Source organism: Aquincola tertiaricarbonis, from assembly GCF_000969605.1.
GTDB lineage: Bacteria > Pseudomonadota > Gammaproteobacteria > Burkholderiales > Burkholderiaceae_C > Aquincola > Aquincola tertiaricarbonis.
In genome coordinates this window covers 267,824-286,953 of the sequence record NZ_JZUE01000004.1, presented here as the reverse complement: position 1 = coordinate 286,953, position 19,130 = coordinate 267,824, and the positions used below count along the sequence as shown (strand labels likewise).

The window sequence follows — 19,130 nt, the reverse complement described above, 5'->3', positions numbered from 1 at the left end:
CTTACAGCTGGAAAGGTGGCATCGTCGCGCCGGGTGACGGGTTCCCTGGCTTGCGCCTTCCGCCCATTGCTGCGGTCGATTTGCGCTCCGATGGGTGCATTAGGCCCGCGCCGCATGACAGCGGCGTGACCGCCACTGCAGCGTGCCGCCCAGCAGCGCGCCCCACATCAGGTGGTCGGCCAGCTGCGGCCCGAAGGGCAGGGCCGCCACCCGCGGGAAGGCCAGCGGCGCGATGACCAGCAGGTCCAGCAGGGCCACCGCCACCGAGCCCGCCAGCGCGCCCGCCAGCGGCCTGCGCACCGGCAGCCATCGTGCGAACACCAGCGTCCAGAAGGCCGAGATGGCCGGGTGCACCACCGCCGCTGCCATGAACAGCGTGGGCGTGTGCGTGGCCTGCGGCAGCAGCATCGCGCCGGCGGCGCGGGTGGCCTCCAGCACGTCGGCGCCGGTGATCAGCGCATGCAGCGTGGACGGCAGCCCGCTGAACGCCGTGGCGACGAACCAGGCGAGGACCAGGTCGGACTTTGCAAAGCGGGCCATCGTGCGTGCGTGGACTGCGTGGCGGTTTCGGGCGGCATGCCGAGGAACACATGGCGGTAGGCCACGTACAGCAGCGTGCCGATCAGCGGATAGAAGGGCACGGCGGCCACGCCGTTCCACATCGCACCGCCCAGGCACAGCAATCCGGCTGCCGCGCCCACGCGCCAGGCGAAGGGATTGAGCGCATGCGCCTGCCGCGCCAGGGCCAGCGCCTGCCGCACGGGCAGTTGCGCACACACCAGCAGCGGCAGCAGGAAGAACAGCAGCGGCACCAGCAGCCACAGGAACAGCACCAGCAGCGCGCTTTGCCCGGCGGCGAAGTCGCTGGTAGCCGTGCCGGCCGTCCAGGCCGCCTGGCCCGCGGCCGGCGCGCCTGCGCCGCCGAAGGCCAGCGCACCGGCAATCGCGGCCAGCACCGCATACAGCACGGCCAGCACCGTGGCCGCGCACAGCACCGCCCGGCCGACGCCCGGCAGGCTGCCGCGCAGCACCTGGTGCAGCCGCCGCGGGGTGTGCGCCCGCGAGGCCACGGCCGCGAACAGCGCGACCAGGCCCGGCGCCAGGCAGCCCAGCAGCAGCCGCCCGGGATCGGCCTGCAGCAGCTGCACGCCGCCCAGCAGGCCCAGCACCAGCATGGTGTTGGGCAGCCATTGCGCGGTGCAGAGGTCCAGGGCCTCGGTGACCCAGTGGCGCCAGCTGTCGGGCGGCACGGCCTTCGGCTCGAAGGCTTTCATCGCAGCGCCCCGTGGGACGGGGCGGCGGTCGGCAGGTACGTCATGCCTGCCTTATCGGCGCGGGCGCGCCGGGCTTCAGCGGTAGAAGGGCTCCACCTTGCCCTTGAGTTGCAGCAGCAGCGGCCGGCCCTTGCGGTCCAGCGTCTTGCCGGAGGGCACCTTCACCCAGCCGGCGCTGATGCAGTACTCCTCCACGTTGGTGAGCTCGCGGCCGTTCAGGCGGATGCCGATGGCGTGCTCGAAGATGGCGGGCACATGGTGCGGGCTGCGCGGATCGGTGGACAGGCGGTCGGGCAGCTCGGGGCGCTGCGGCGCGGCTGCAGCGGAGTCGGCCGGGTCGGCGGGGGTGTCGGAAGCAGCGGTCATCGGGCGTCTCGTGTCATGCGAAGCGCGCCATTCTGCCGGCTCATACACTGGCCCGATGCTCATCGCCCAGCCATTGCAAGCCCAAGCCTTCGCACCTTACGGCCTGGTGCTGCACGCGCCCGCCCAAGGGGGCAGGCCGATCAACGGCGGCAATGCGCAGCGCTTCGACCTGGCGGCCGACCTGCAGCTCACGGCCGAAGGCGGGCGGCCGATGCTGGCGCTGTTCCGCGCGCAGGCGCGGGCCTTTCCGCATGCGGTGCATGAGATGGAGCGCCATGCGCTGGGCAGCCAGAGCTTCGTGCCGCTGGGCGAGCGCCGCTTCGTGCTGGTGGTGGCACCGGCCGGCGCGGCGCCGCAGGCCGCGTCGCTGGCCGCCTTCGTCACCGATGGCCGCCAGGGCGTGACGCTGTGGCCCGGCACCTGGCACCACGCGCTGCTGGCCGTGGAGGACGGCGACTTCGTGGTGCTGGAGCGCGCCGCGGCGCAGGTGGACTGCGACGTGCATGCGCTGCCCCAACCGGTGCAGGTGCACCTCGGGTGAATCCGCGGCCGATGCCGGGCTGAGCCGGGCGCAGCGTCAGCCGGCGTGGGCGGACAGCTGCCGGGCCAGCGCCACCAGGCTGCGGTCGCTGCCTGCCGGCGCCAGCAGCGACAGGCCCAGCGGCGCGCCGTCACGCCGTGCCAGCGGCATCGACAGCTGCGGCAGGCCGGCCAGGCCGGCGATGCACAGCAGCCGGATGGCGCGGTTGCGGTAGTCCTCCAGGCTGGCCTCGCCGGCCGCGCGCAGCGGCGCGATGTCGGGCATGGTGGGCATCAACAGTACGCCGTCGTGGCCCAGCAGCCGCGCCAGGTGGCTGCTGAAACGCTGGCGGAAGGCACGCGCCTGCAGCACCTGCTCGTCGGTGACGGAGCGCGACCAGGCGAAGCGCTCCGCCACGCCCGGGCCCAGCACCAGCGCATGGCGCTCGATCAGCGGGCCATCGGTCTGCCAGGCCTCGCGGCCCTGGATGGCGCGGAAATGCCAGTACATCGCATCGAAGTCCTCCAGCGCCACTGACACCGGCGTGGCCGGCCCCAGCAGCGCCTGCACCCGGTCGGCGGCGGGCTGCAGCGCCTGCACCGCCGCCGGCTCGGCCAGCGCCCACACGTCCTGCGGCCACAGCAGGCGCGCCTGCGTCAGCGGGCGGGCATCGGCGCCCAGCAGCACCTCGGCCACGCGGTCGAAGGTGTCCGCATCGCGGCTGAACCAGCCGCAGGTGTCGCAGCTGGGCGCCAGGTCCAGCGCGCCCTGCAGGCTCACCCGGCCATGGGTTGGCCGCAGGCCGTACAGCCCGCAGTGGCTGGCCGGTGCCCGCACCGAGCCGCCGGTGTCGGTGCCCAGCGCCAGGTCGCACAGGCCGGCGGCCACCGCGGCGGCCGAGCCCGAGGACGAGCCGCCGGTGATGCGCTGCGGGGCCGCGCTGTTCAGCGGCGCGCCGAAGTGTGCGTTGTCGCCGTTCATCGAGAAGGCCAGCTCGTCGGTCACCGTCTTGCCGACGAAGCGCGCGCCGGCCTCCAGCAGCCGCTGCACCGTAGGTGCGGTGCGGGTCTTGATGCCCGACATCGCCAGCACGACGGGATGGCCGCCGCCGGTGGGATAGCCGGCCACGTCGAACAGGTCCTTCACGCCGAAGTCCAGCCCGGCCAGCGGGCCGGTGGCGGCCCGGGGCACCTCGGCCTCGGGATAGGGCACGAAGGCATGGACGGGATCGTGCAGCGGCATCGTCTTCCTCGGAAGGTTCCAGGTCAGGGCAGGGCGGGCGTGGCCAGCAGCGCGGCGGTGGCATCGGTGCGCAGGCAGCGCGCCTGGTGGCCGGGGCCGATGGCCACCGGTGGCGGCTGCACCGCCAGGCACTCCGGCCGCGCCAGGGCACAGCGCTCGGCGAAGGCGCAGCCCGGGGGCAGGGCAGCCAGGTCGGGCGGCGCGCCGCCGATGGTGGGCAGCCGCGTGCCGCGGGTCATGGCGCCGTGGGCGCGGCTGGTGAGCAGCGCGATGGTGTACGGATGGCGCGGCGTGCGGATCAGCTCGCGGGCGCTGCCTTCTTCCACGATGCGCCCGGCATACATCACCGCGATGCGGTCGGCCACCTCCACCGCCGCACCGATGTCGTGGGTGACGAAGATGACCGACAGCCCCAGGTCGCGCTGCAGCTCGCGCAGCAGCAGCAGGATCTGGATCTGCACCGTGGCGTCCAGCGCGGTGGTGGGCTCGTCGGCCAGCAGCAGCTGCGGCCGGCAGGCCAGGGCCAGGGCGATCATCGCGCGCTGGCGCATGCCGCCCGACATCTCGTGCGGATAGGCCGCCAGCCGGCGCTCCGGGCTGGGAATGCGCACCCGCTCGAACAGCGCCAGCGCACGCTGCCGGGCCTCGGCGGCGGTCACCCGCTCATGCCTGCGGATGGATTCGACGATCTGCGCGCCCACGCTGTACACCGGGTCCAGCGCCAGCAGCGGCTCCTGGAAGATCATGGCCGCCACCTTGCCGCGGTAGTCGGCCAGCTCACGGCCGCCCATCGCCAGCACGTCGCGGCCGGCCACCTGCACGCGGCCGCCCACGCGGGTGCGCCGCTCGGGGTGCAGCCGCAGCAGGGTGCGCAGCGTCACGCTCTTGCCGGAGCCCGATTCGCCGATCAGGGCCAGCACCTGGCCGCGCTGCAGTTCCAGGCTCACGCCGCTGACGGCCTGCACCGGCTTGCGGCCGCCGCTGAACTGCACGCTCAGGTCCTGCAGCGAGACCATCGGCCCGGCGTCGTCCGGCGGCGCGGTCATGCGGCCTCCCGCAGCGCCGGTGCGGCGGGATGGCCGCTGCCGGCTTCGTGCATCAGGCAGGCGGCCGTGTGCAGGCTGCGGTGCTCGGCCAGCCGCGGCATCTGCTGGCCGCACACCGGCGCCGCATGCGGGCAGCGCGGATGGAAGCGGCAGCCGGCAGGCGGGTCGATGGGGTTGGGCGGATCGCCCGCCAGCAGCGCCTGCTCGGTGCGGTGGTCGGGGTCCATCGACGGCATGGAGGACAGCAGCGCCCGGGTGTAGGGATGCAGCGGCGCGGTGTACAGCGCCTCCGACGGGCCCAGCTCGGCCACCCGGCCCAGGTACATCACCAGCACGCGGTCGCTCATGTAGCGCACCACCTGCAGGTCGTGGCTGATGAAGACGTAGGTCAGGCCGAACTCGGCCTTCAGGTCCAGCAGCAGGTTGATCACCTGCGCCTCCACCGACTTGTCCAGCGCCGACACCGCCTCGTCCAGGATCAGCAGCCGCGGCTGCAGCGCCAGCGCGCGGGCGATGTTCACCCGCTGCCGCTGCCCGCCCGAGAGCTCATGCGGATAACGCTCGGCAAAGCGCTGCGGCTCCAGGCCCACGCGGGACAGCAGCTCCCGCGCGCGCTGCACCGCGGCGCGCCGCGGCAGGCCGTGCACCTGCGGACCGAAGGCGACGGAGTCCTCGATGGTCAGCCGCGGGTTGAGCGAGGCATAGCTGTCCTGGAACACCATCTGCACTTGTCGATGGAACTCCTTGAGCGGCAGCGAGCGGCCGCCCACGGCCTGGCCGTCGAACACCACCTCGCCGGCGGTGGGGCGGATCAGCTGCATCAGCAGCCGTGCGGTGGTGCTCTTGCCGCAGCCCGATTCACCCACCACGCCCAGCGTCTCGCCCTTCTTCACGGTGAAGTCCACGCCGTCCACCGCCCGCACCGTGCCGCCGCCGCGGCCGAGCACGCCGCGGGCCAGCGGATAGTGCTTCTGCAGCCCGCGGATGGTCAGCAGCGGCTGCGCCGGCCCGCCCACGTCGGCCGGCTGCGCGGCTCCGGGGCCGGATCCCCCCAGCGGACGAGGGGCTCCATTCATGTCTTGTGGTCCATGGCGTTGCGCAGTCCGTCCGACAGCAGGTTGAAGGTGATGGAGGTGACGAAGATCATCACGCCCGGCAGCGCGGCCACCCACGGCTGCACGTAGATGGCGGTGCGCAGGGTGTTGAGCATCAGGCCCCACTCCGGCTCGGGCGGCTTGACGCCCAGGCCCAGGAAGGACAGGCCGGAGGCCAGGATCATCGACACCGCGATCAGGCTGGTGGCATAGACGAAGATGGGCCCCAGCACATTGCCCAGCACATGCACCCGCACGATGGTGAAGGCGCCGGCGCCCGAGGCCCGGGCGGCTTCCACATAGTCGCGCCCGCGCACCTGCGTGGTCACGCTCTCGGCCACGCGCGCGATCTGCGGGATGAACACCACCGTCAGCGACACCAGCGAATTGAAGATGCCCGCACCCAGCGTGCCCGACAGCGCGATGGCCAGCAGCACCGACGGAAAGGCATAGAACACGTCGATGGTGCGCATCACCAGCGTGTTGGTGGTGCCGCCCGCATAACCGGCCAGGATGCCGATGGCCGCGCCCACCACGAAGGCGCACAGCACCGGCACGATGCCCATGAACAGCGACAGCCGCGCGCCGACGATCAGCCGCGAGAGCATGTCGCGGCCCAGCTCGTCGCTGCCCAGCGGCAGCCCCGGCGTGCCGATGGGCTTGAGCCGCTTGAGCATCGACGACTGGTAGGGGTCGGCCGGCGCCAGCCAGGGCCCGAACAGGGCCAGCGACAACAGCAGCAGCGCCACCAGCGCCGCGCCCACGGCCACCGGGTCGCGCAGGAAGCGGTGGCCCACGGACGCCCAGTAGCCACGCGAGCGCTGCGCCGGCAGGGCGGCCACCGCGGCGGCGGCAGGGGGTGCAAGCGTGGTCATGGCGGTGGCCTCGTGGATGCCGTGGGGATGTCAGGCGCGGGCGATGCGCGGGTCCAGCAGCGTCTGCAGCACATCCACCAGCAGGTTGAGGACGACGAAGAACAGCGCCAGCACCAGGATGGTTCCCTGCAGCAGCGGCAGGTCGCGCTGGAAGATGGCCGAGTTGAGCAGGAAGCCGGTGCCCGGCCAGGAGAACACCGTCTCGATCAGGATGGAGCCGCCCAGCAGGTAGCCCAGCTGCAGGCCCATCACCGCCAGCGCGGTGGGCGCCGCGTTCTTCACCACGTGCAGGAAGATGCCCAGGTGCGTCAGCCCCTTGGCCCGCAGGCCGACGATGAACTCCTGGTCCAGCAGCTCGGACACCAGCGCCCGCACCGTGCGCGCGATGATGCCCATCGGGATGACCGACATGGTGAGGGCCGGCAGCAGCATGTACTGCACATGCGCCCAGTCCCAGGCCCATTCGTCGGAGCCGCCGGGCCCGGCGCCGGTGGCCGGCAGCCACATCAGCTGCGACGAGAACACGATGACCATCACCATGCCCAGCCAGTAGTGCGGCACGCTCACGCCCAGCACCGACAGCATGGAGGCCGCGCGGTCCACCCAGGAGCGGCGGAAGTAGCCGGCCACGAAGCCGAACAGGCAACCCAGCACGAAGCCGATCAGCGTGGCCACCACCGCCAGGCGCAGCGTGTTCACCACCGCCTTCAGCACCTCCCCGACGACCGGCCGGCTGGTGGCGATGGACATGCCCAGGTCGCCGTGCAGCGCCCGCCACACCCAGGCCAGGAACTGCTCGGGGTAGCTGCGGTTGAAGCCGTACAGCTCGCGCAGCTGCGCCTGCAGCTCGGCCGATGCATCGGGCGGCAGGATGGACACCAGCGGATCGCCCGGCGCCAGGTGCACCAGCGCGAAGCACACCAGCGCCACGCCCAGCATGATGGGCAGCGCCACCAGCACGCGCCGCACGAGGTAGGCCAGCATCGCGGCCTCAGTCCATCGTCATGGTGGCGATGTCGATGAACCAGCTCCGCGGCTGCACCACGTTCTTCACCTTGGCCGACATGGCGCGCGGGCCCACGTCGTGCGCGATCCAGACGAAGGGCGCGTCCTCCACGATGTGGGCATGCAGCCGCGCCAGCGCCGCATCGCGCGCCTTGTCGTCGAAGGCGGTGCGGGCATCGGCCACCAGCTTGTCCACCTCGGCATTGCCGTAGTAGCCCCAGTTGTTGGACACCGGCGGGAAGGTCTTGGTGCTGACGAAGCGCACCATCGCGAAGAACGGGTCCATCGCCGCGAAGCTCACGTTGACCGCATTGGCGCCGTTGGCCGACGGGTCCTTGGCGCCCTTGCGCCAGTTGGTGAACAGGGTGTTCCACTCGATGACGTCGAACTGCACGTCGAAGTGGCATTCCTTGAGCGACTGCTGCACGTATTCGTTCATCGGCAGCGGCTGCATCTGGCCCGAGCCCGAGGCCGAGATCTGCACCTTGACCTTCAGCGGCTTGGCGGCCGAATGGCCGGCCGCCGTCATCAGCGCCTGCGCGGCCTTGACGTCGGTCTTGATGTCGAACTTGGGATTGCCCCACCACGGATGGCCCGGCGGCACGGTGCCCTTGGGCTCGGCCATCATGCCGCCCAGCAGCTGCTTCAGGCCGCCGCGGTCCACGCACAGGTTGGCAGCCTGGCGCACCCGCTTGTCCAGCCAGGGCGAGCCTTCGGCAAAGGAGAGCTGCCACGGCCACACATGCGGCTGCGCATTGGAATAGATCTTGAAGCCGCGCTGCTGGATCTGCGGCATTGCGTCCGGCGAAGGCGCCTCGATCCAGTCGACCTGACCACCGAGCAGCGCCGCGGTGCGGGCATTGGCCTCGGGCATCGGGATCAGCACCACCTTGTCGATGCGCGGCGTGCGCTTGGCATCCCAGTAGGCCTTGTTGGCGGCCAGCTCCAGCCGCTCGCGGGCGACGAAGCGGGTGACCTTGAAGGGGCCCGAGCCCGAGGGATCGGCGGCGAAGGCCGTCCAGGCGGCCTTCGCCCGCTCGGCCGGATCGGTGGTGGCCGCGGGCACCGCCTTCAGCTTGGCCTCCCAGTGCGCAGGCGAGGCCATGAACAGGTTGGTCAGGTTGATGGGCAGGAAGGAGTCCGGCTCGCTGGTCAGCAGTTCCACCGTCAGGTCGTCGATCTTGCGGGCGCTCTTGAGCGTGGGCATGCGCGAGGCGGTGACGCCCACCTGGCTGGCATCGAAGTGCGGCGCCGCCTTGTCCAGCACCTTGTTCACGTTCCACACCACCGCGTCGGCATTCAGCGGCGAGCCGTCGTGGAACTTCACGCCCGGGCGCAGCTTGAACAGCCATTTGGTCTTGTCGGCGGCATCCACCGCCCAGCTGGCGGCCAGGCCCGGCACCAGCACGCTGGGCGCGTCGGCCTTGGACAGGTCCCAGTGCGTCAGCGCGTCGTAGATGGGAATGCCGGTGAAGCGGTTGCCCTCGAAGCCCTGGTCGGGCTGGCCCAGCGTGCGCGGGATGTCGGCGGCCGTCATCGCGATGCGCAGCACCTTCTCCTGCGCCAGGGCGGCGCTGCTGCCAAGCAGCGACAGCGCGGCGGCAAGGGCGAGGTGGCGCAGGCGGCAGGGCTGCAACGGGTTCAGGCTCATCGGGTCACCATCCGGGTATTGAAGAAGGTTGCACATCAAGAGGCCGGCACCGTCATGCAAGCGCTGTGCCAAAAACCGGCGCAAACAGCCGCAAACGTATCGATTAACGATATGGTGCTATGTTTTGTCGATAGTGGTCTACTGGTTATCCATACTCCCATCCATTGCAAGACGCCAAGCCGATGCGCACCGCCCCACAGCAGCCCACCCCCCTTCCCGACAGCCCGCGCATCGACGGCGCACGCCTGTGGCAATCGCTGATGGCGCTGGCCGCCATCGGCGCCACGCCCAAGGGCGGCGTGCGGCGCATCGCGCTCACCGACGAAGACCGCGCCGGCCGCGACCAGGTGGTGCGGTGGTTCCGCGAAGCCGGCCTCGAGGTGCGCGTCGACGAGGTGGGCAACGTGTTCGGCCGCCGCGCCGGCACCGATCCCGCTGCCCGCGCGGTGGCCACCGGCAGCCACATCGACACCCAGCCTTCCGGCGGCAAGTTCGATGGCAACTTCGGCGTGCTGGCAGGCCTCGAAGTGGTGCGCACCCTGAACGATCACGGCATGGCCACCCGTGCACCGATCGAGGTCGTGTTCTGGACCAACGAGGAAGGCACCCGCTTCACGCCGGTGATGATGGGCTCCGGCGCCTTCGCCGGCGTGTTCGAGGTGCCGCGCATCCATGCGGAGTGCGACGGCGCCGGGCTGTCGGTGGGCGACGAGCTGCGGCGCATCGGCTACCTGGGCCCGCAGCCCTGCGGCCAGGTGCCCGGCGGCATGTATGCCGCCTACCTGGAAGCCCACATCGAGCAGGGCCCGGTGCTGGAAGACCAGGGCCTGCCCATCGGCGTGGTGCGCGGCGCGCTGGGCCAGCAGTGGTACGACGTGACGGTGACCGGCATGGATGCCCATGCCGGCCCCACGCCGATGGCGCTGCGCCGCGATGCGCTGCTGGCCGCGGCGCGCATGGTGGAACTGGTCAACCGCATCGCGCTGCAGGAGGCGCCCGACGGCCGCGGCACCGTGGGCCACCTGCAGGTGCTGCCCAACTCACGCAATGTGGTGCCCGGCGAGGTGCGCTTCTCGGTGGACTTCCGCCACCTGGCGCAGGCCGGGCTGGACCGCATGGACCAGGCGATGCGTACCGGCTTCGCCGCGCTGGCCGAGGCCGCGGGCGTGCAGGTGGCGGTGCAGCAGGTGGTGAGCTTCGATCCCTGCGTGTTCGACGCGGCCTGCGTGGACGGCGTGCGGGCGGCGGCGCAGTCGCTCGGGCTGCCGCACATGGACATCGTCAGCGGCGCCGGCCACGACGCCGTCTACCTGGCCCGGGTGGCGCCCACGGCGATGATCTTCGTGCCCTGCAAGGACGGCATCAGCCACAACGAGATCGAGGATGCGCTGCCCGCGCACATCTCCGCCGGCGGCGATGTGCTGCTGCGCACGATGCTGGCACTGGCGATGTGAGCGGGCCGCGGCGCCGCGCCCTCAGTGCGCCACCGCCAGCGAGATGGCGCGCGCGCATTCGATGACCATGGGCGCCAGCTTCTTCTGCGCCTCCTCCATCGTCCAGCGGCTGGTGGGCGGCGACACATGCACCGCGGCCACCGGCCGGCCGGTGCTGTCCACCACCGCGGCGCCCAGGCCCATGTCGCCCAGGAACAGCTCCTCGCAGTTGGTGGCGTAGCCCACCTTCCGGCACTGGGCGACGCGCTTCATGATGGCGTCCACGTCCACCAGGGTGGCCGGCGTGCGGCGCTCCCGGTGGCTGGCCTGCAGCAGCGCCCGGGCCTGCTCGGCCGGCAGCGCGCTGAGCCATGCGCGGCCCGAGCTGGTGCAGTACATCGGGATGCGCATGCCCACCGGCGTGAGCACCGGGATGAACTTGGGCGTGAGCAGCTGCGCCACGTACACCATCTCGGTATCCACCGCCTCGGTCAGGCTGGCCGTCTCGCCGCTGGCATTCGCCAGCTGCGTCAGGTAGGGATGGGCGGCACGGATCAGCGGATGCGCGGACAGGTAGTTGAAGCCGATCTCGATGACCCTGGGCAGCAGCTGGAAGCGCCGCGTCTGCGGATGCTTGCCCACGTAGCCCAGCACCTGCAGCGTGTGCACCGTGCGCTGCACCGAACCCTTGCTCATGCCGGTGAGCTCGGCCAGTTCCACCAGCGTCATGGTGCGGTGGGCGGCGTCGAAGGCCCGCAGCACCTGCAGGCCTTTTTCCAGGGAGACGTTGTAGAGCGCGTCGGCCACCGCCGGGGGCGGTTCGGGCGCGGCGGCGCGGGCGGTCTTGCGGGAGGGTGTCTTGCGGCTGGTGGCCATCGTGCCCGGCGGCGGAGGGGTATCGAAAGCCGAGTCTAGCGAATCGGCTATCGAACCCTGACCTGCCGCCGGTGCGCGCCGGCCCTAGCGCAGCACGCTGGAATCGGCCGCCTGCTGGATGCGCAGCTGCGCATCCCGCGGCAGCAGCAGCCGCTGGGCCACCAGCGCATCGGCCGCGCTGCGCACCGCCGCCACATAGCCGTCATGGCTGCCGTACAGCGATTCCAGCGAGGGCCGGCTGTCGCCGGCCGCCAGGCGGGCCGCCTCGGTGGCATGGAAGGGGATGAAGGCGCCGGTGAGGTTGGACAGGTCGACGATGCCCGGCGTGGCCACGTAGTTGAACTCGATGCTGGTGCCCAGCGGTGCCTGCGCCTCCACGCTCTTGATGCCGGCGCGCGTCAGGCCGGTGCCCGGGTCCACCTGCGGCACCAGGATCGCGTAGTCGCGGCCGGTGTAATAGGGCGGCAGCTGGTCGGCGATGCCCGATTCGTCCTGCGGGATGTACTGCGGGCCGAAGTCGTACAGCGCAAAGCCGTTGTAGCGGGCCAGGTAGTTGAAGTCGGGGATGGCCGTCTGCGTGCCGCCCACGGACCAGGTCAGGCCCTTCATCACCGGGAACACCAGCTGGTCCGGCCGCACCAGGGTGCCGTCGGTCACCTTCGGCACCTGGCTGGCCGGCGGCTCGGTGCCGCGCACCACCCAGTCTTCCAGCGCCACGAAGAGGGCTCGGAAGGTGTCGGTGAAGTGCACCACCGTGCCGGCCGGGTACACGTTGCGGCTGGGTGCGTAGCTGATGCTGGCCACGCCGCCGTTGCCGCCGTGCTGGGTGCTGGCGTAGTAGTAGATGCGGGCGTTGGCCGGCTGCACCAGGTCGCGGAAGCCGTAGGCATCGGTGAGCACCGGCGAGCCCTGCAGCTGCCAGAACTCCGTGCCCGACAGGCCGAGGAAGAACTTGGGGCAGGTGCTGGTGGCCTCGCAGCGCTTCATCACGCCGCCCTGGCGGCCGCTGACGTCGTCCTGGTAGTCCGCGGCCAGGCCGCGCGGGGCCGTCTGGCCGAAGGCGGTGTGGTCGGTGCGCAGGCCGCCGCCGCCGCCGGGCACGGCAAAGCGGGTGTTGATGTTGGTCTGGCGCGCCGCCACATGGGCGAACAGGCCGTCGAAGACCTTGCCGCCGTCCAGCGCTTGGTTGAAGCCCAGGTGCAGGAAGGTCTTCATCGCATTGCCCGACTGCGAGGTGCCCTGGCCCAGCGTGTGGGTGATGCGGCCGGCCAGCGGATTGGGCGTGCCGGCCGAATCCGCCGCCTGCTTGCGGAAGAAGCTCACCGTGTCGCGCAGCGCGGCCAGGCCGACGCCCATCACCTTCGGGTCCTTGGCGACGTAGACCAGCTCGTACAGGTACTGCGGATCGAAGCCGCCCTTCAGGCAGATGCTGCTGAGGCTGGCGGTGCCGGGGAAGGGATTGGCCGCGGTGTCGCAGGTAGCGAACTTCCAGTCGGCCGGCGCCACCGGGATGCGCGGGTCGGTCTCGTTGCGCCGGCGGGTGAGCGAATAGCCGGGCAGGGTGTTGTCCAGGCTGGCCGGCTCGTAGGGAATCATGGTGCCGTTGAACACGCCGCCGGGCAGGGCCATCGCAGGCACCGCGGCCGTGGGCACCAGCTCGCTGCGGTAAGGGCCGGTGATGCTGCTGCCGTCGGCATTCTTGGCCACCGGCACCGTGACCGTGAGGCGGGCCGGGTTGCTCTTGGGCACGTCGCCCTGCCAGGCCGAATACAGCATCACGTAGCCGCGCTCGAGGTACACCGCATCGCTGGGCGTGGCCACGGGGTTGAGCATCGTCAGGATGTTGCCGCGGTTGGGCGCGTCGTAGCGCAGCACGCCGCTGGCCTTGCTCATGTCCTTGGGCTTGAGCATCACGAAGTCGGCGCTGTACTCCACCATGCCGTTGGCATTGCGCGGGGCCAGCTGCAGGTCCTGGATCACCGCGTTCTTCGGGTCGGCGGGGTCCACCTCGCCGGCGATGGTGCCGGTGAGTTTTTCATAGGCGCCCACGCTGCCCCAGCTGCCGGCAAAGTCCTCGGTGGCGCTGACCGTCATGCGCAGCTGCGGCGCCTTGGCGGGCGTGGGCGGCGGGTTGGCGCTGCCGTCGTCGTTGTCGTTGTCGCTGCCGCAGGCGGCCAGCAGCGCGGCGGCCAGTACCAGGGCGAGCTTGTGATTGACTTGTCTAGACATGTCGTGTCTCCTCAACGGCAGGTGAAGTTGGCGGCGTCGTCGGTGCTGCCGCTGCCGCTGTACACGGCGTGGGCAGGCCAGGCGCACAACGGCCGGGTGCGGGTGACGGCGCCATTGGCCACGCGGGAGGCGATCAGGCGCTGCGGTGCGGTGCCCTGTTCCACCCAGCGGTCGAGTGCGGACAGCAGGTCGTGCTCGGCATCCACCACCGGCGGCGTGCCGCCGTTGCCGAACGAGGTGGCGCCCGGGCCGCCCGAGCAGTGGCCCATGCCCGGCACCATGAACAGCTTGAAGAAGCGGTCCACCTCTGCCTGCGAGCCCTGCGCGGCGCGCACCGCCTCGTAGTAGGCGATGGTGTCGGTGGCCACCACCACCGGGTCGATCCAGCCCTGGTAGGTGATGAGCTTGGCGCCCGCGGCCTTGAAGGCCGACAGGTCGGTGGAGGTCTGGTCCACCCGGCTGCCCACCTTGGCCAGCGCGAAGGCGTAGTCGCGGTCGAAGTCGAACTGCCACCAGTTCCACGACGGATCCTCGAAGGCCCACAACCGCCAGTAGTCGGTGCGCACCGGCTCGGCGCCGCCCCAGTAGCCGGGCCAGCCGCTTTCGCTGCTGACCACCTGGCCGGGATAGATCTGCGCGCCGGTGCGCGGGTTCTTCGGGCCTGCGTAGATCTTGCGGGCGGCTTCCACCTGCGGCGCGGTCAGGCAGGTGGCGGCATCGGCGCCGGTGCATTGCAGCGAGCCGACGTCGAAGCGGGCGCTGGTGCATTGCCGAGGATCGGTGATCACGCCGTCGGCCACGCCGTCGAGGGTGTCGCAGGCGGCCACCGCGGCGCTGGTGATCAGCGCGGCCTTGGCCGGCGTCAGCAGCAGCGCCGGATCGGCTTCGCTGGTGCGGTTGGACAGGTAGCGCCACAGGAACTCGGCATTCAGCGCGGTGCGGTTGTTGCCGGGCGCGCCGGCGATCACGCCGTCGAAGTCGGTGGGGTAGCGCTGCACCTGGGCATAGGCCTGGTGGCCGCCGGTGGAGCAGCCGTAGTAGTAGGCACGCTTGGCCGGCTGGCCCTGCAGCGTGGCCACCAGCTGCTTGGCCGGCACGGTGATGGCGTGGATGGAGCGGCTGCCCCAGTCGGTGATCTTCTCCGGGTGGCCCAGGCCCCAGTCCATCGCATTGGGGTCGCCCTGGTGGCCGGTGTCGCCACCGATCACGGCATAACCCTGGGCCATCGCATAGGCCATGTCGCGGTGGCTGAGTGCAGGGCTGTAGCCGCCGTTGCCGGTGGTCACCAGCTTGCCGTTCCAGGCCGCGCCGGTGGGTACCCAGGCTTCGAAGTTGATGAGGGAGTCGCTGGTGGGCGTGGCCTGGCCCTTGACCAGGCAGAAGGCCGGCAGGCCCTCCAGCACGGTGCGGGTGCCGGGGGGCGTGTAGCTGCCGGCGGGCACCGGCGTGGCCGAGGTGATGGTGGCGTTGTCGAGCTTCAGCGCGGCAAAGGAAGCGGCCTCGCAGGCCAGCGGCGTGGGCGCCGGCGGCGGTGCGGTCGCGCCGTCGTCGTCACCGTCGCCGCCGCAGGCGGTGAGCGCGACGGCGCCGAGCGTGCACAGCGCGAACAGCGCGCCGAGCTTGGGGTGGGGGCGGGTCATGTCTTGTCTCCTGGCTGTGTTCGGGCATGGCGCGGCCCGGCCCGCCGTTCTGCGCGGCGGTGCGGGGTCGGGCTGTCGGGGGATGGAAGCGGTGCGGCCGGTTACTCGGCTTCGATGCCGGCGGCCTTGATGACCTTTCCCCATTTCTGGGTCTCGGCCGCCTGGAACCTGGCCAGCTCGTCGGGCGTGGTGGTCCAGGGTTCGGAGCCGGCGGTGTCGAAGAAGGTCTTGGCGGCGGGGCCCTTGACGGCGGTCTGCAGCAGCTCGTTCAGCCGCGCCACCACCGGCGCCGGCGTGCCGGCCGGCACATAGGCCGCGAACCAGTAGCCCATGTCGTAGCCCTTGACGCCGGCCTCGTCGATGGTGGGCACGTCGGGCAGCTGCACGCTGCGCTTCTGCGTGGAATAGCCCAGCGCCCGCAGCTTGCCGGCCTTGACCTGCGGCACGCCGGTGGAGGTGTCGGTGATCATCAGGTCGATCTGGCCGCCCAGCAGGTCGGTGATGCCCAGCGGGTTGCTCTTGTAGGGCACGTGCAGGATGTCCACGCCGGCCAGCTGCTTGAGCATCTCGCCGGCCATGCGGCTGGAGGAGCTGCCGCTGCCGAAGGTGAGCTTGCCCGGCGACTGCTTGGCCGCCGCCACCACATCGCCCACGCTCTTGTACGGCGAGTTCACGTTGACCACCATCACCTGCCCGCCCTTGCCCAGGCCGGTGACGGGCATGAAGTCCTTCACCGGGTCGTAGGGCATCTTCTTGTACAGGTGCTCGTTGGCCGCATGCGTGGTGTTGGTGGTGATCAGCACCGTGTAGCCGTCGGCCGCGCTGCGCGCCACCTGCTGCGCCGCCGGCATGCCGCTGGCGCCGGCCTTGTTCTCCACCACCACCGTCTGCTTCGTCTGCTCGGTGACCGAGTTGCCCAGTGCCCGGGCCAGCTGGTCGGTGGCGCTGCCGGCGGCGAACGGCACCACGAAGGTGATGGGCTTCTCGGGGTACTTGCCCTGGGCCCAGGCGGCGGGCGCCAGGCTGGCGGCCAGCAGCAGGGCCATTGTGTGGCGGCGGGTGGCGGGGTACTTCATGTCGTCTCCTGTGGGATGTGATGTCGGTCTGGTTCGGAAGGGCCCTGGCCGTGGCCGCGCAACAGCGGCGCCAGGTGGGCGGGCAGCTGCAGCGGCAGCTCCAGCAGCAGGAAGGACAGGGCCTTGCCATGGCTGTCCAGGTTCAGTGCATCGTTGACGCCGCCGTCCAGCACGTCGTCCAGCACGAAGTTCATCGCCTGCAGCGCGGGCAGCAGGTGGCGCTGCACCCGGCTGGGCCGGCGGTGCGCGAAGCGCTGGGCCACCACCGCCTCGGTGATCTGCTCGACGATGGGTGCGAACAGGTCTTCATGCCAGGCGATCACGCTGATGTTGGAGCGGTTGCCCTTGTCGCCGGTGCGGCCGTGCGCGGCACGCCAGAGCGGCACGGTGATGAGGGTCTCGTTCATGCCGCGCCCTCCGCCGCCAGCATCTCGAAGCGCGCAGGCACCAGCGCGCGCGGCATCAGGCACGACACCGTGCCCAGCGTGGGCCGCAGCGTGGTGCGCACGCCGCCGCCGCCGGCGGGGCCGCAGGTGTACAGCGCCAGCACCTCGCGCGCCAGCCGCTCGGCGCCGGCCTTGCTGGCGTGGCGCAGTGCCACGCGCAGCCGCACGTCGGTGGCGCCGCGGTCGGGCGTGTCGGCCAGCCAGCGGCCTGCGTCATCGGCGAACACGCTGGCCACGCCGATCAGGTCGGCCCGCAGCGGGCCCAGGCCGGCCAGCCGCTCGCGCAGCACCTGCGCGGCCAGCCGGGCGCGGGCCTCGGCCCGCGGGCCGGCATAGGAGATTTCGCCTTCGGCCAGCCAGCCCGACTCGAAGCACACGTTGACCTTCAGCGTGTCCGTGCGCGCATGGCCGCGCACACCTTCCAGCCGCACGAGGTCGGGCGCCAGCTGCCGCACGCGGGCCTGGCTGAGGTCGGCCACCACGTCGGGCGTGAGGTAGGCGGCGGGATCGTGCACCTCGTACAGCAGCTGTTCCTTCACCGTGTGCTCGTTCACCAGGCCGCCGGTGCCGGCGGGCTTGCCGATGCTGCAGTGGCCGTCGGCATCGATCTCGGCGATGGGATAGCCCAGCGTGGCCAGGCCGGGCACGTCCTTCACGCCGGGGTCGGCGAAGTAGCCGCCGGTGACCTGCGCGCCGCATTCCAGCAGGTGGCCGGCCATGGTGGCGCGGGCCAGGCGGTCCCAGTCGTCCGGCGCCCAGCCGAAATGGGCCAGCGCCGGGCCCACCACCAGGGAAGGATCGGCCACGCGGCCGCACACCACGACCTGCGCGCCGGCCTTCAGCGCCTGGGCGATGGCCTCGGCGCCCAGGTAGGCATTGGCACTGACCAGCGGGCGCTCGGCCAGCAGCTGGCGGTCGGCTTCGGACAGGCATTCCAGCAGCGCCGGCCGCTGCGCGGGCCCGGAGACGTCGTCGCCGCTGACCACCGCGATGCGCGGCGCAGGCAGGCCCAGCTCGGCGGCCAGCGCCTGGATGCGGCGCGCCGCGCCCATCGGATGGGCTGCGCCAAAGTTGCTGACGATGCGGATGCCGTGGGCCAGGCAGTCGGCCAGCACCGGGCGCAGCAGGTCGTCCAGCAGCGGCTCGTAGCCGGCCTCGGGGTTCTGCCGGCGCGCGAGCTGGGCCAGCGCCAGGGTGCGCTCGGCCAGCGTCTCGAAGATCAGCACGGCCGGCCCGCCGGCAGCGATCAGCGCCTGCACCACGGGTGCGGCGGCGTCGGTGCGGTCACCCGAGAAGCCTGCGGCACCACCGATGCGCAAGGGTTGCGGAACCATGTGTCTCCTCTTGTTGCCGGCGAATGTAGGGCGGCGCGATTGATAAGAGAATTCGAGAATTCGGATCACTTGATCGGAAACGCAGATGAATGTCTCCACCCGCCAGCTGCGCGCCTTCCTGGCGCTGGCCGCGCAGCGCAACTTCACCCGCGCGGCTGCGCAAAGCCACCTGTCGCAGCCGGCGTTCAGCGCGCTGATCCGGCAGCTGGAGGAGTCGCTGGGCCTGCGGCTGTTCGACCGCAGCACCCGCTCGGTGGAGCTGACGGCCGAGGGCCGCGAGTTCGAGGCCTCGGCCCGGCGGGTGCTGGAAGAGTTCGAGCATGCGGTGGCCGGCATGCAGGACCATGCGGCGCGACGGCGCGGCCGCGTGTCCATCGCGCTGCTGCCTTCGCTGGCGGCGGGCTGGCTGCCGCAGGTGCTGGCGCAGTTCCAGGCGCAGCATCCCGGCATCGAGCTGCGGGTGGCCGACGTGCTGTCCGAGCCCTGCATCGAGCGCGTGCGCCGCGGCGAGGCCGACTTCGCCCTGGCCGCCACGCGGGCCGAGACGCCCGAGCTGCAGGCCGAGCCCTTCTGCAGCGACGACTTCCACCTGGTGTGCCCCGAGGACCATGCGCTGGCCCGTGCCCGCGAGGTGCGGCCGCGCGACGTGGCGGCCTGGCCCTTCATCCACCTGTCGCGCACCTCCAGCGTGCGGCAGTACCTGGATGCCGCCACCCATCCGCAGGCCATGCAGTCGGTGATGGAGGTGGACCAGCTGGCCACGGTGATGGGCATGGTGCGCGCCGGCATCGGCATCAGCGTGGTGCCGCGGCTCACGCTGTTCCATTTCCAGGCGCCGGGCATCGTCACCCGTCGGCTGGCCTGGCCCGGGCTGCAGCGCCACATCTACCTGGTGCGACCGCGCGACCGCAGCCTGTCGGTGGCGGCGCAGGCGCTGTGCAGCGCGATGCTGGCGCAGCGGCCGCAGGGCATCCAGCGCGCAGCGCGCGGCCGGCGCAGCGCGGCGGCCTGAGGCGTGCGGCG

18 protein-coding genes are annotated in these 19,130 nt (G+C 71.5%); 3 read left to right on the top strand and 15 right to left on the bottom strand.

Annotated features, from left to right (window positions below; translation table 11 throughout):
- Nucleotides 1-99: 99 nt before the first annotated feature.
- The 3 genes from VO99_RS30150 to VO99_RS07055 all read right to left on the bottom strand — a co-directional run bounded on the left by VO99_RS30150 (nt 100) and on the right by VO99_RS07055 (nt 1,640).
- Complete coding sequence (locus VO99_RS30150; protein ID WP_046112086.1) at nt 100-540, bottom strand: hypothetical protein; 441 nt, start codon at nt 538-540, stop codon at nt 100-102.
- The gene (locus VO99_RS07060) at nt 453-1,274 is read right to left on the bottom strand and encodes a hypothetical protein (protein ID WP_046112085.1); all 822 of its coding nucleotides are present in this window, start codon (nt 1,272-1,274) and stop codon (nt 453-455) included. The genes VO99_RS30150 and VO99_RS07060 overlap by 88 nt, the downstream gene beginning before the upstream one ends.
- A 75-nt stretch (nt 1,275-1,349) precedes the next feature.
- Nucleotides 1,350-1,640: a DUF3297 family protein gene (locus VO99_RS07055; RefSeq protein WP_046112084.1), complete on the bottom strand. Its 291-nt coding sequence runs from the start codon at nt 1,638-1,640 to the stop codon at nt 1,350-1,352.
- A 55-nt stretch (nt 1,641-1,695) separates the two neighbouring features.
- Between VO99_RS07055 and VO99_RS07050 the strand changes: the two genes are divergently transcribed.
- Complete coding sequence (locus VO99_RS07050; protein ID WP_046112083.1) at nt 1,696-2,181, top strand: ureidoglycolate lyase; 486 nt, start codon at nt 1,696-1,698, stop codon at nt 2,179-2,181.
- A 36-nt stretch (nt 2,182-2,217) separates the two neighbouring features.
- Here VO99_RS07050 and VO99_RS07045 read toward each other — a convergent pair whose 3' ends face one another.
- The 6 genes from VO99_RS07045 to VO99_RS07020 are packed head-to-tail and all read right to left on the bottom strand — an operon-like array spanning nt 2,218 to nt 9,073.
- Entirely contained in the window at nt 2,218-3,402 is a 1,185-nt protein-coding gene (locus VO99_RS07045; RefSeq protein WP_046112082.1) for an amidase, read from the bottom strand.
- 23 nt (nt 3,403-3,425) lie between these two features.
- Nucleotides 3,426-4,448 (bottom strand): ABC transporter ATP-binding protein, encoded by a 1,023-nt coding sequence (locus VO99_RS07040; protein WP_232315286.1) that lies wholly within the window; start codon nt 4,446-4,448, stop codon nt 3,426-3,428.
- Complete coding sequence (locus tag VO99_RS07035) at nt 4,445-5,524, bottom strand: ABC transporter ATP-binding protein (RefSeq protein ID WP_046112081.1); 1,080 nt, start codon at nt 5,522-5,524, stop codon at nt 4,445-4,447. Before VO99_RS07035 ends, VO99_RS07040 begins: the two co-directional genes overlap by 4 nt.
- Nucleotides 5,521-6,417: an ABC transporter permease gene (locus VO99_RS07030; protein WP_046112080.1), complete on the bottom strand. Its 897-nt coding sequence runs from the start codon at nt 6,415-6,417 to the stop codon at nt 5,521-5,523. Before VO99_RS07030 ends, VO99_RS07035 begins: the two co-directional genes overlap by 4 nt.
- 30 nt (nt 6,418-6,447) lie before the next feature.
- Nucleotides 6,448-7,401, bottom strand: coding sequence for an ABC transporter permease (locus VO99_RS07025; RefSeq protein ID WP_046112079.1), 954 nt, complete (start codon nt 7,399-7,401; stop codon nt 6,448-6,450).
- A gap of 7 nt (nt 7,402-7,408) precedes the next feature.
- Nucleotides 7,409-9,073 carry an ABC transporter substrate-binding protein gene (locus VO99_RS07020; RefSeq protein ID WP_046112078.1) on the bottom strand — a complete coding sequence of 555 codons (1,665 nt, stop codon included), beginning with the start codon at nt 9,071-9,073 and terminating at the stop codon, nt 7,409-7,411.
- Between the two features lie 182 nt (nt 9,074-9,255).
- Between VO99_RS07020 and VO99_RS07015 the strand changes: the two genes are divergently transcribed.
- The gene (locus tag VO99_RS07015) at nt 9,256-10,527 is read left to right on the top strand and encodes a Zn-dependent hydrolase (protein ID WP_046112077.1); all 1,272 of its coding nucleotides are present in this window, start codon (nt 9,256-9,258) and stop codon (nt 10,525-10,527) included.
- A gap of 21 nt (nt 10,528-10,548) precedes the next feature.
- On the opposite strand, the gene VO99_RS07010 is transcribed toward VO99_RS07015, so the two are convergent.
- The 6 genes from VO99_RS07010 to VO99_RS06985 form a co-directional block, all read right to left on the bottom strand.
- The gene (locus VO99_RS07010) at nt 10,549-11,382 is read right to left on the bottom strand and encodes an IclR family transcriptional regulator (RefSeq protein ID WP_083440416.1); all 834 of its coding nucleotides are present in this window, start codon (nt 11,380-11,382) and stop codon (nt 10,549-10,551) included.
- A gap of 84 nt (nt 11,383-11,466) precedes the next feature.
- Nucleotides 11,467-13,611 carry an alpha/beta hydrolase domain-containing protein gene (locus tag VO99_RS07005; protein WP_046112076.1) on the bottom strand — a complete coding sequence of 715 codons (2,145 nt, stop codon included), beginning with the start codon at nt 13,609-13,611 and terminating at the stop codon, nt 11,467-11,469.
- Nucleotides 13,612-13,622: 11 nt separating this feature from the next.
- Nucleotides 13,623-15,251, bottom strand: a complete 1,629-nt coding sequence (locus tag VO99_RS07000) for a tannase/feruloyl esterase family alpha/beta hydrolase (RefSeq protein WP_052736150.1) — start codon at nt 15,249-15,251, stop codon at nt 13,623-13,625.
- A 101-nt stretch (nt 15,252-15,352) separates the two neighbouring features.
- On the bottom strand, nt 15,353-16,327 hold the full coding sequence (locus VO99_RS06995; RefSeq protein ID WP_046112075.1) for a Bug family tripartite tricarboxylate transporter substrate binding protein: 975 nt from the start codon (nt 16,325-16,327) through the stop codon (nt 15,353-15,355).
- On the bottom strand, nt 16,324-16,734 hold the full coding sequence (locus tag VO99_RS06990; protein ID WP_046112074.1) for an AtuA-related protein: 411 nt from the start codon (nt 16,732-16,734) through the stop codon (nt 16,324-16,326). The genes VO99_RS06995 and VO99_RS06990 overlap by 4 nt, the downstream gene beginning before the upstream one ends.
- The gene (locus tag VO99_RS06985; RefSeq protein WP_046112073.1) at nt 16,731-18,107 is read right to left on the bottom strand and encodes an acyclic terpene utilization AtuA family protein; all 1,377 of its coding nucleotides are present in this window, start codon (nt 18,105-18,107) and stop codon (nt 16,731-16,733) included. The genes VO99_RS06990 and VO99_RS06985 overlap by 4 nt, the downstream gene beginning before the upstream one ends.
- 85 nt (nt 18,108-18,192) lie before the next feature.
- Here VO99_RS06985 and VO99_RS06980 point away from each other — a divergent pair, with 85 nt between their 5' ends.
- Nucleotides 18,193-19,119, top strand: coding sequence for a LysR family transcriptional regulator (locus VO99_RS06980; protein ID WP_046112072.1), 927 nt, complete (start codon nt 18,193-18,195; stop codon nt 19,117-19,119).
- Nucleotides 19,120-19,130: the final 11 nt, after the last annotated feature.

Bases quoted from the DNA above. Each gene is read 5' to 3' on its own strand.
- VO99_RS07045 (WP_046112082.1), bottom strand. From the start codon at position 3,402: ATGCCGCTGCACGATCCCGTCCATGCCTTCGTGCCCTATCCCGAGGCC.
- VO99_RS07030 (WP_046112080.1), bottom strand. From the start codon at position 6,417: ATGACCACGCTTGCACCCCCTGCCGCCGCCGCGGTGGCCGCCCTGCCG.
- VO99_RS30150 (WP_046112086.1), bottom strand. From the start codon at position 540: ATGGCCCGCTTTGCAAAGTCCGACCTGGTCCTCGCCTGGTTCGTCGCC.
- VO99_RS07005 (WP_046112076.1), bottom strand. From the start codon at position 13,611: ATGTCTAGACAAGTCAATCACAAGCTCGCCCTGGTACTGGCCGCCGCG.
- VO99_RS07020 (WP_046112078.1), bottom strand. From the start codon at position 9,073: ATGAGCCTGAACCCGTTGCAGCCCTGCCGCCTGCGCCACCTCGCCCTT.
- VO99_RS07040 (WP_232315286.1), bottom strand. From the start codon at position 4,448: ATGACCGCGCCGCCGGACGACGCCGGGCCGATGGTCTCGCTGCAGGAC.
- VO99_RS06980 (WP_046112072.1), top strand. From the start codon at position 18,193: ATGAATGTCTCCACCCGCCAGCTGCGCGCCTTCCTGGCGCTGGCCGCG.
- VO99_RS06990 (WP_046112074.1), bottom strand. From the start codon at position 16,734: ATGAACGAGACCCTCATCACCGTGCCGCTCTGGCGTGCCGCGCACGGC.
- VO99_RS07050 (WP_046112083.1), top strand. From the start codon at position 1,696: ATGCTCATCGCCCAGCCATTGCAAGCCCAAGCCTTCGCACCTTACGGC.
- VO99_RS07025 (WP_046112079.1), bottom strand. From the start codon at position 7,401: ATGCTGGCCTACCTCGTGCGGCGCGTGCTGGTGGCGCTGCCCATCATG.
- VO99_RS07060 (WP_046112085.1), bottom strand. From the start codon at position 1,274: ATGAAAGCCTTCGAGCCGAAGGCCGTGCCGCCCGACAGCTGGCGCCAC.
- VO99_RS06985 (WP_046112073.1), bottom strand. From the start codon at position 18,107: ATGGTTCCGCAACCCTTGCGCATCGGTGGTGCCGCAGGCTTCTCGGGT.
- VO99_RS07055 (WP_046112084.1), bottom strand. From the start codon at position 1,640: ATGACCGCTGCTTCCGACACCCCCGCCGACCCGGCCGACTCCGCTGCA.
- VO99_RS07000 (WP_052736150.1), bottom strand. From the start codon at position 15,251: ATGACCCGCCCCCACCCCAAGCTCGGCGCGCTGTTCGCGCTGTGCACG.
- VO99_RS07010 (WP_083440416.1), bottom strand. From the start codon at position 11,382: ATGGCCACCAGCCGCAAGACACCCTCCCGCAAGACCGCCCGCGCCGCC.
- VO99_RS07035 (WP_046112081.1), bottom strand. From the start codon at position 5,524: ATGAATGGAGCCCCTCGTCCGCTGGGGGGATCCGGCCCCGGAGCCGCG.
- VO99_RS07015 (WP_046112077.1), top strand. From the start codon at position 9,256: ATGCGCACCGCCCCACAGCAGCCCACCCCCCTTCCCGACAGCCCGCGC.
- VO99_RS06995 (WP_046112075.1), bottom strand. From the start codon at position 16,327: ATGAAGTACCCCGCCACCCGCCGCCACACAATGGCCCTGCTGCTGGCC.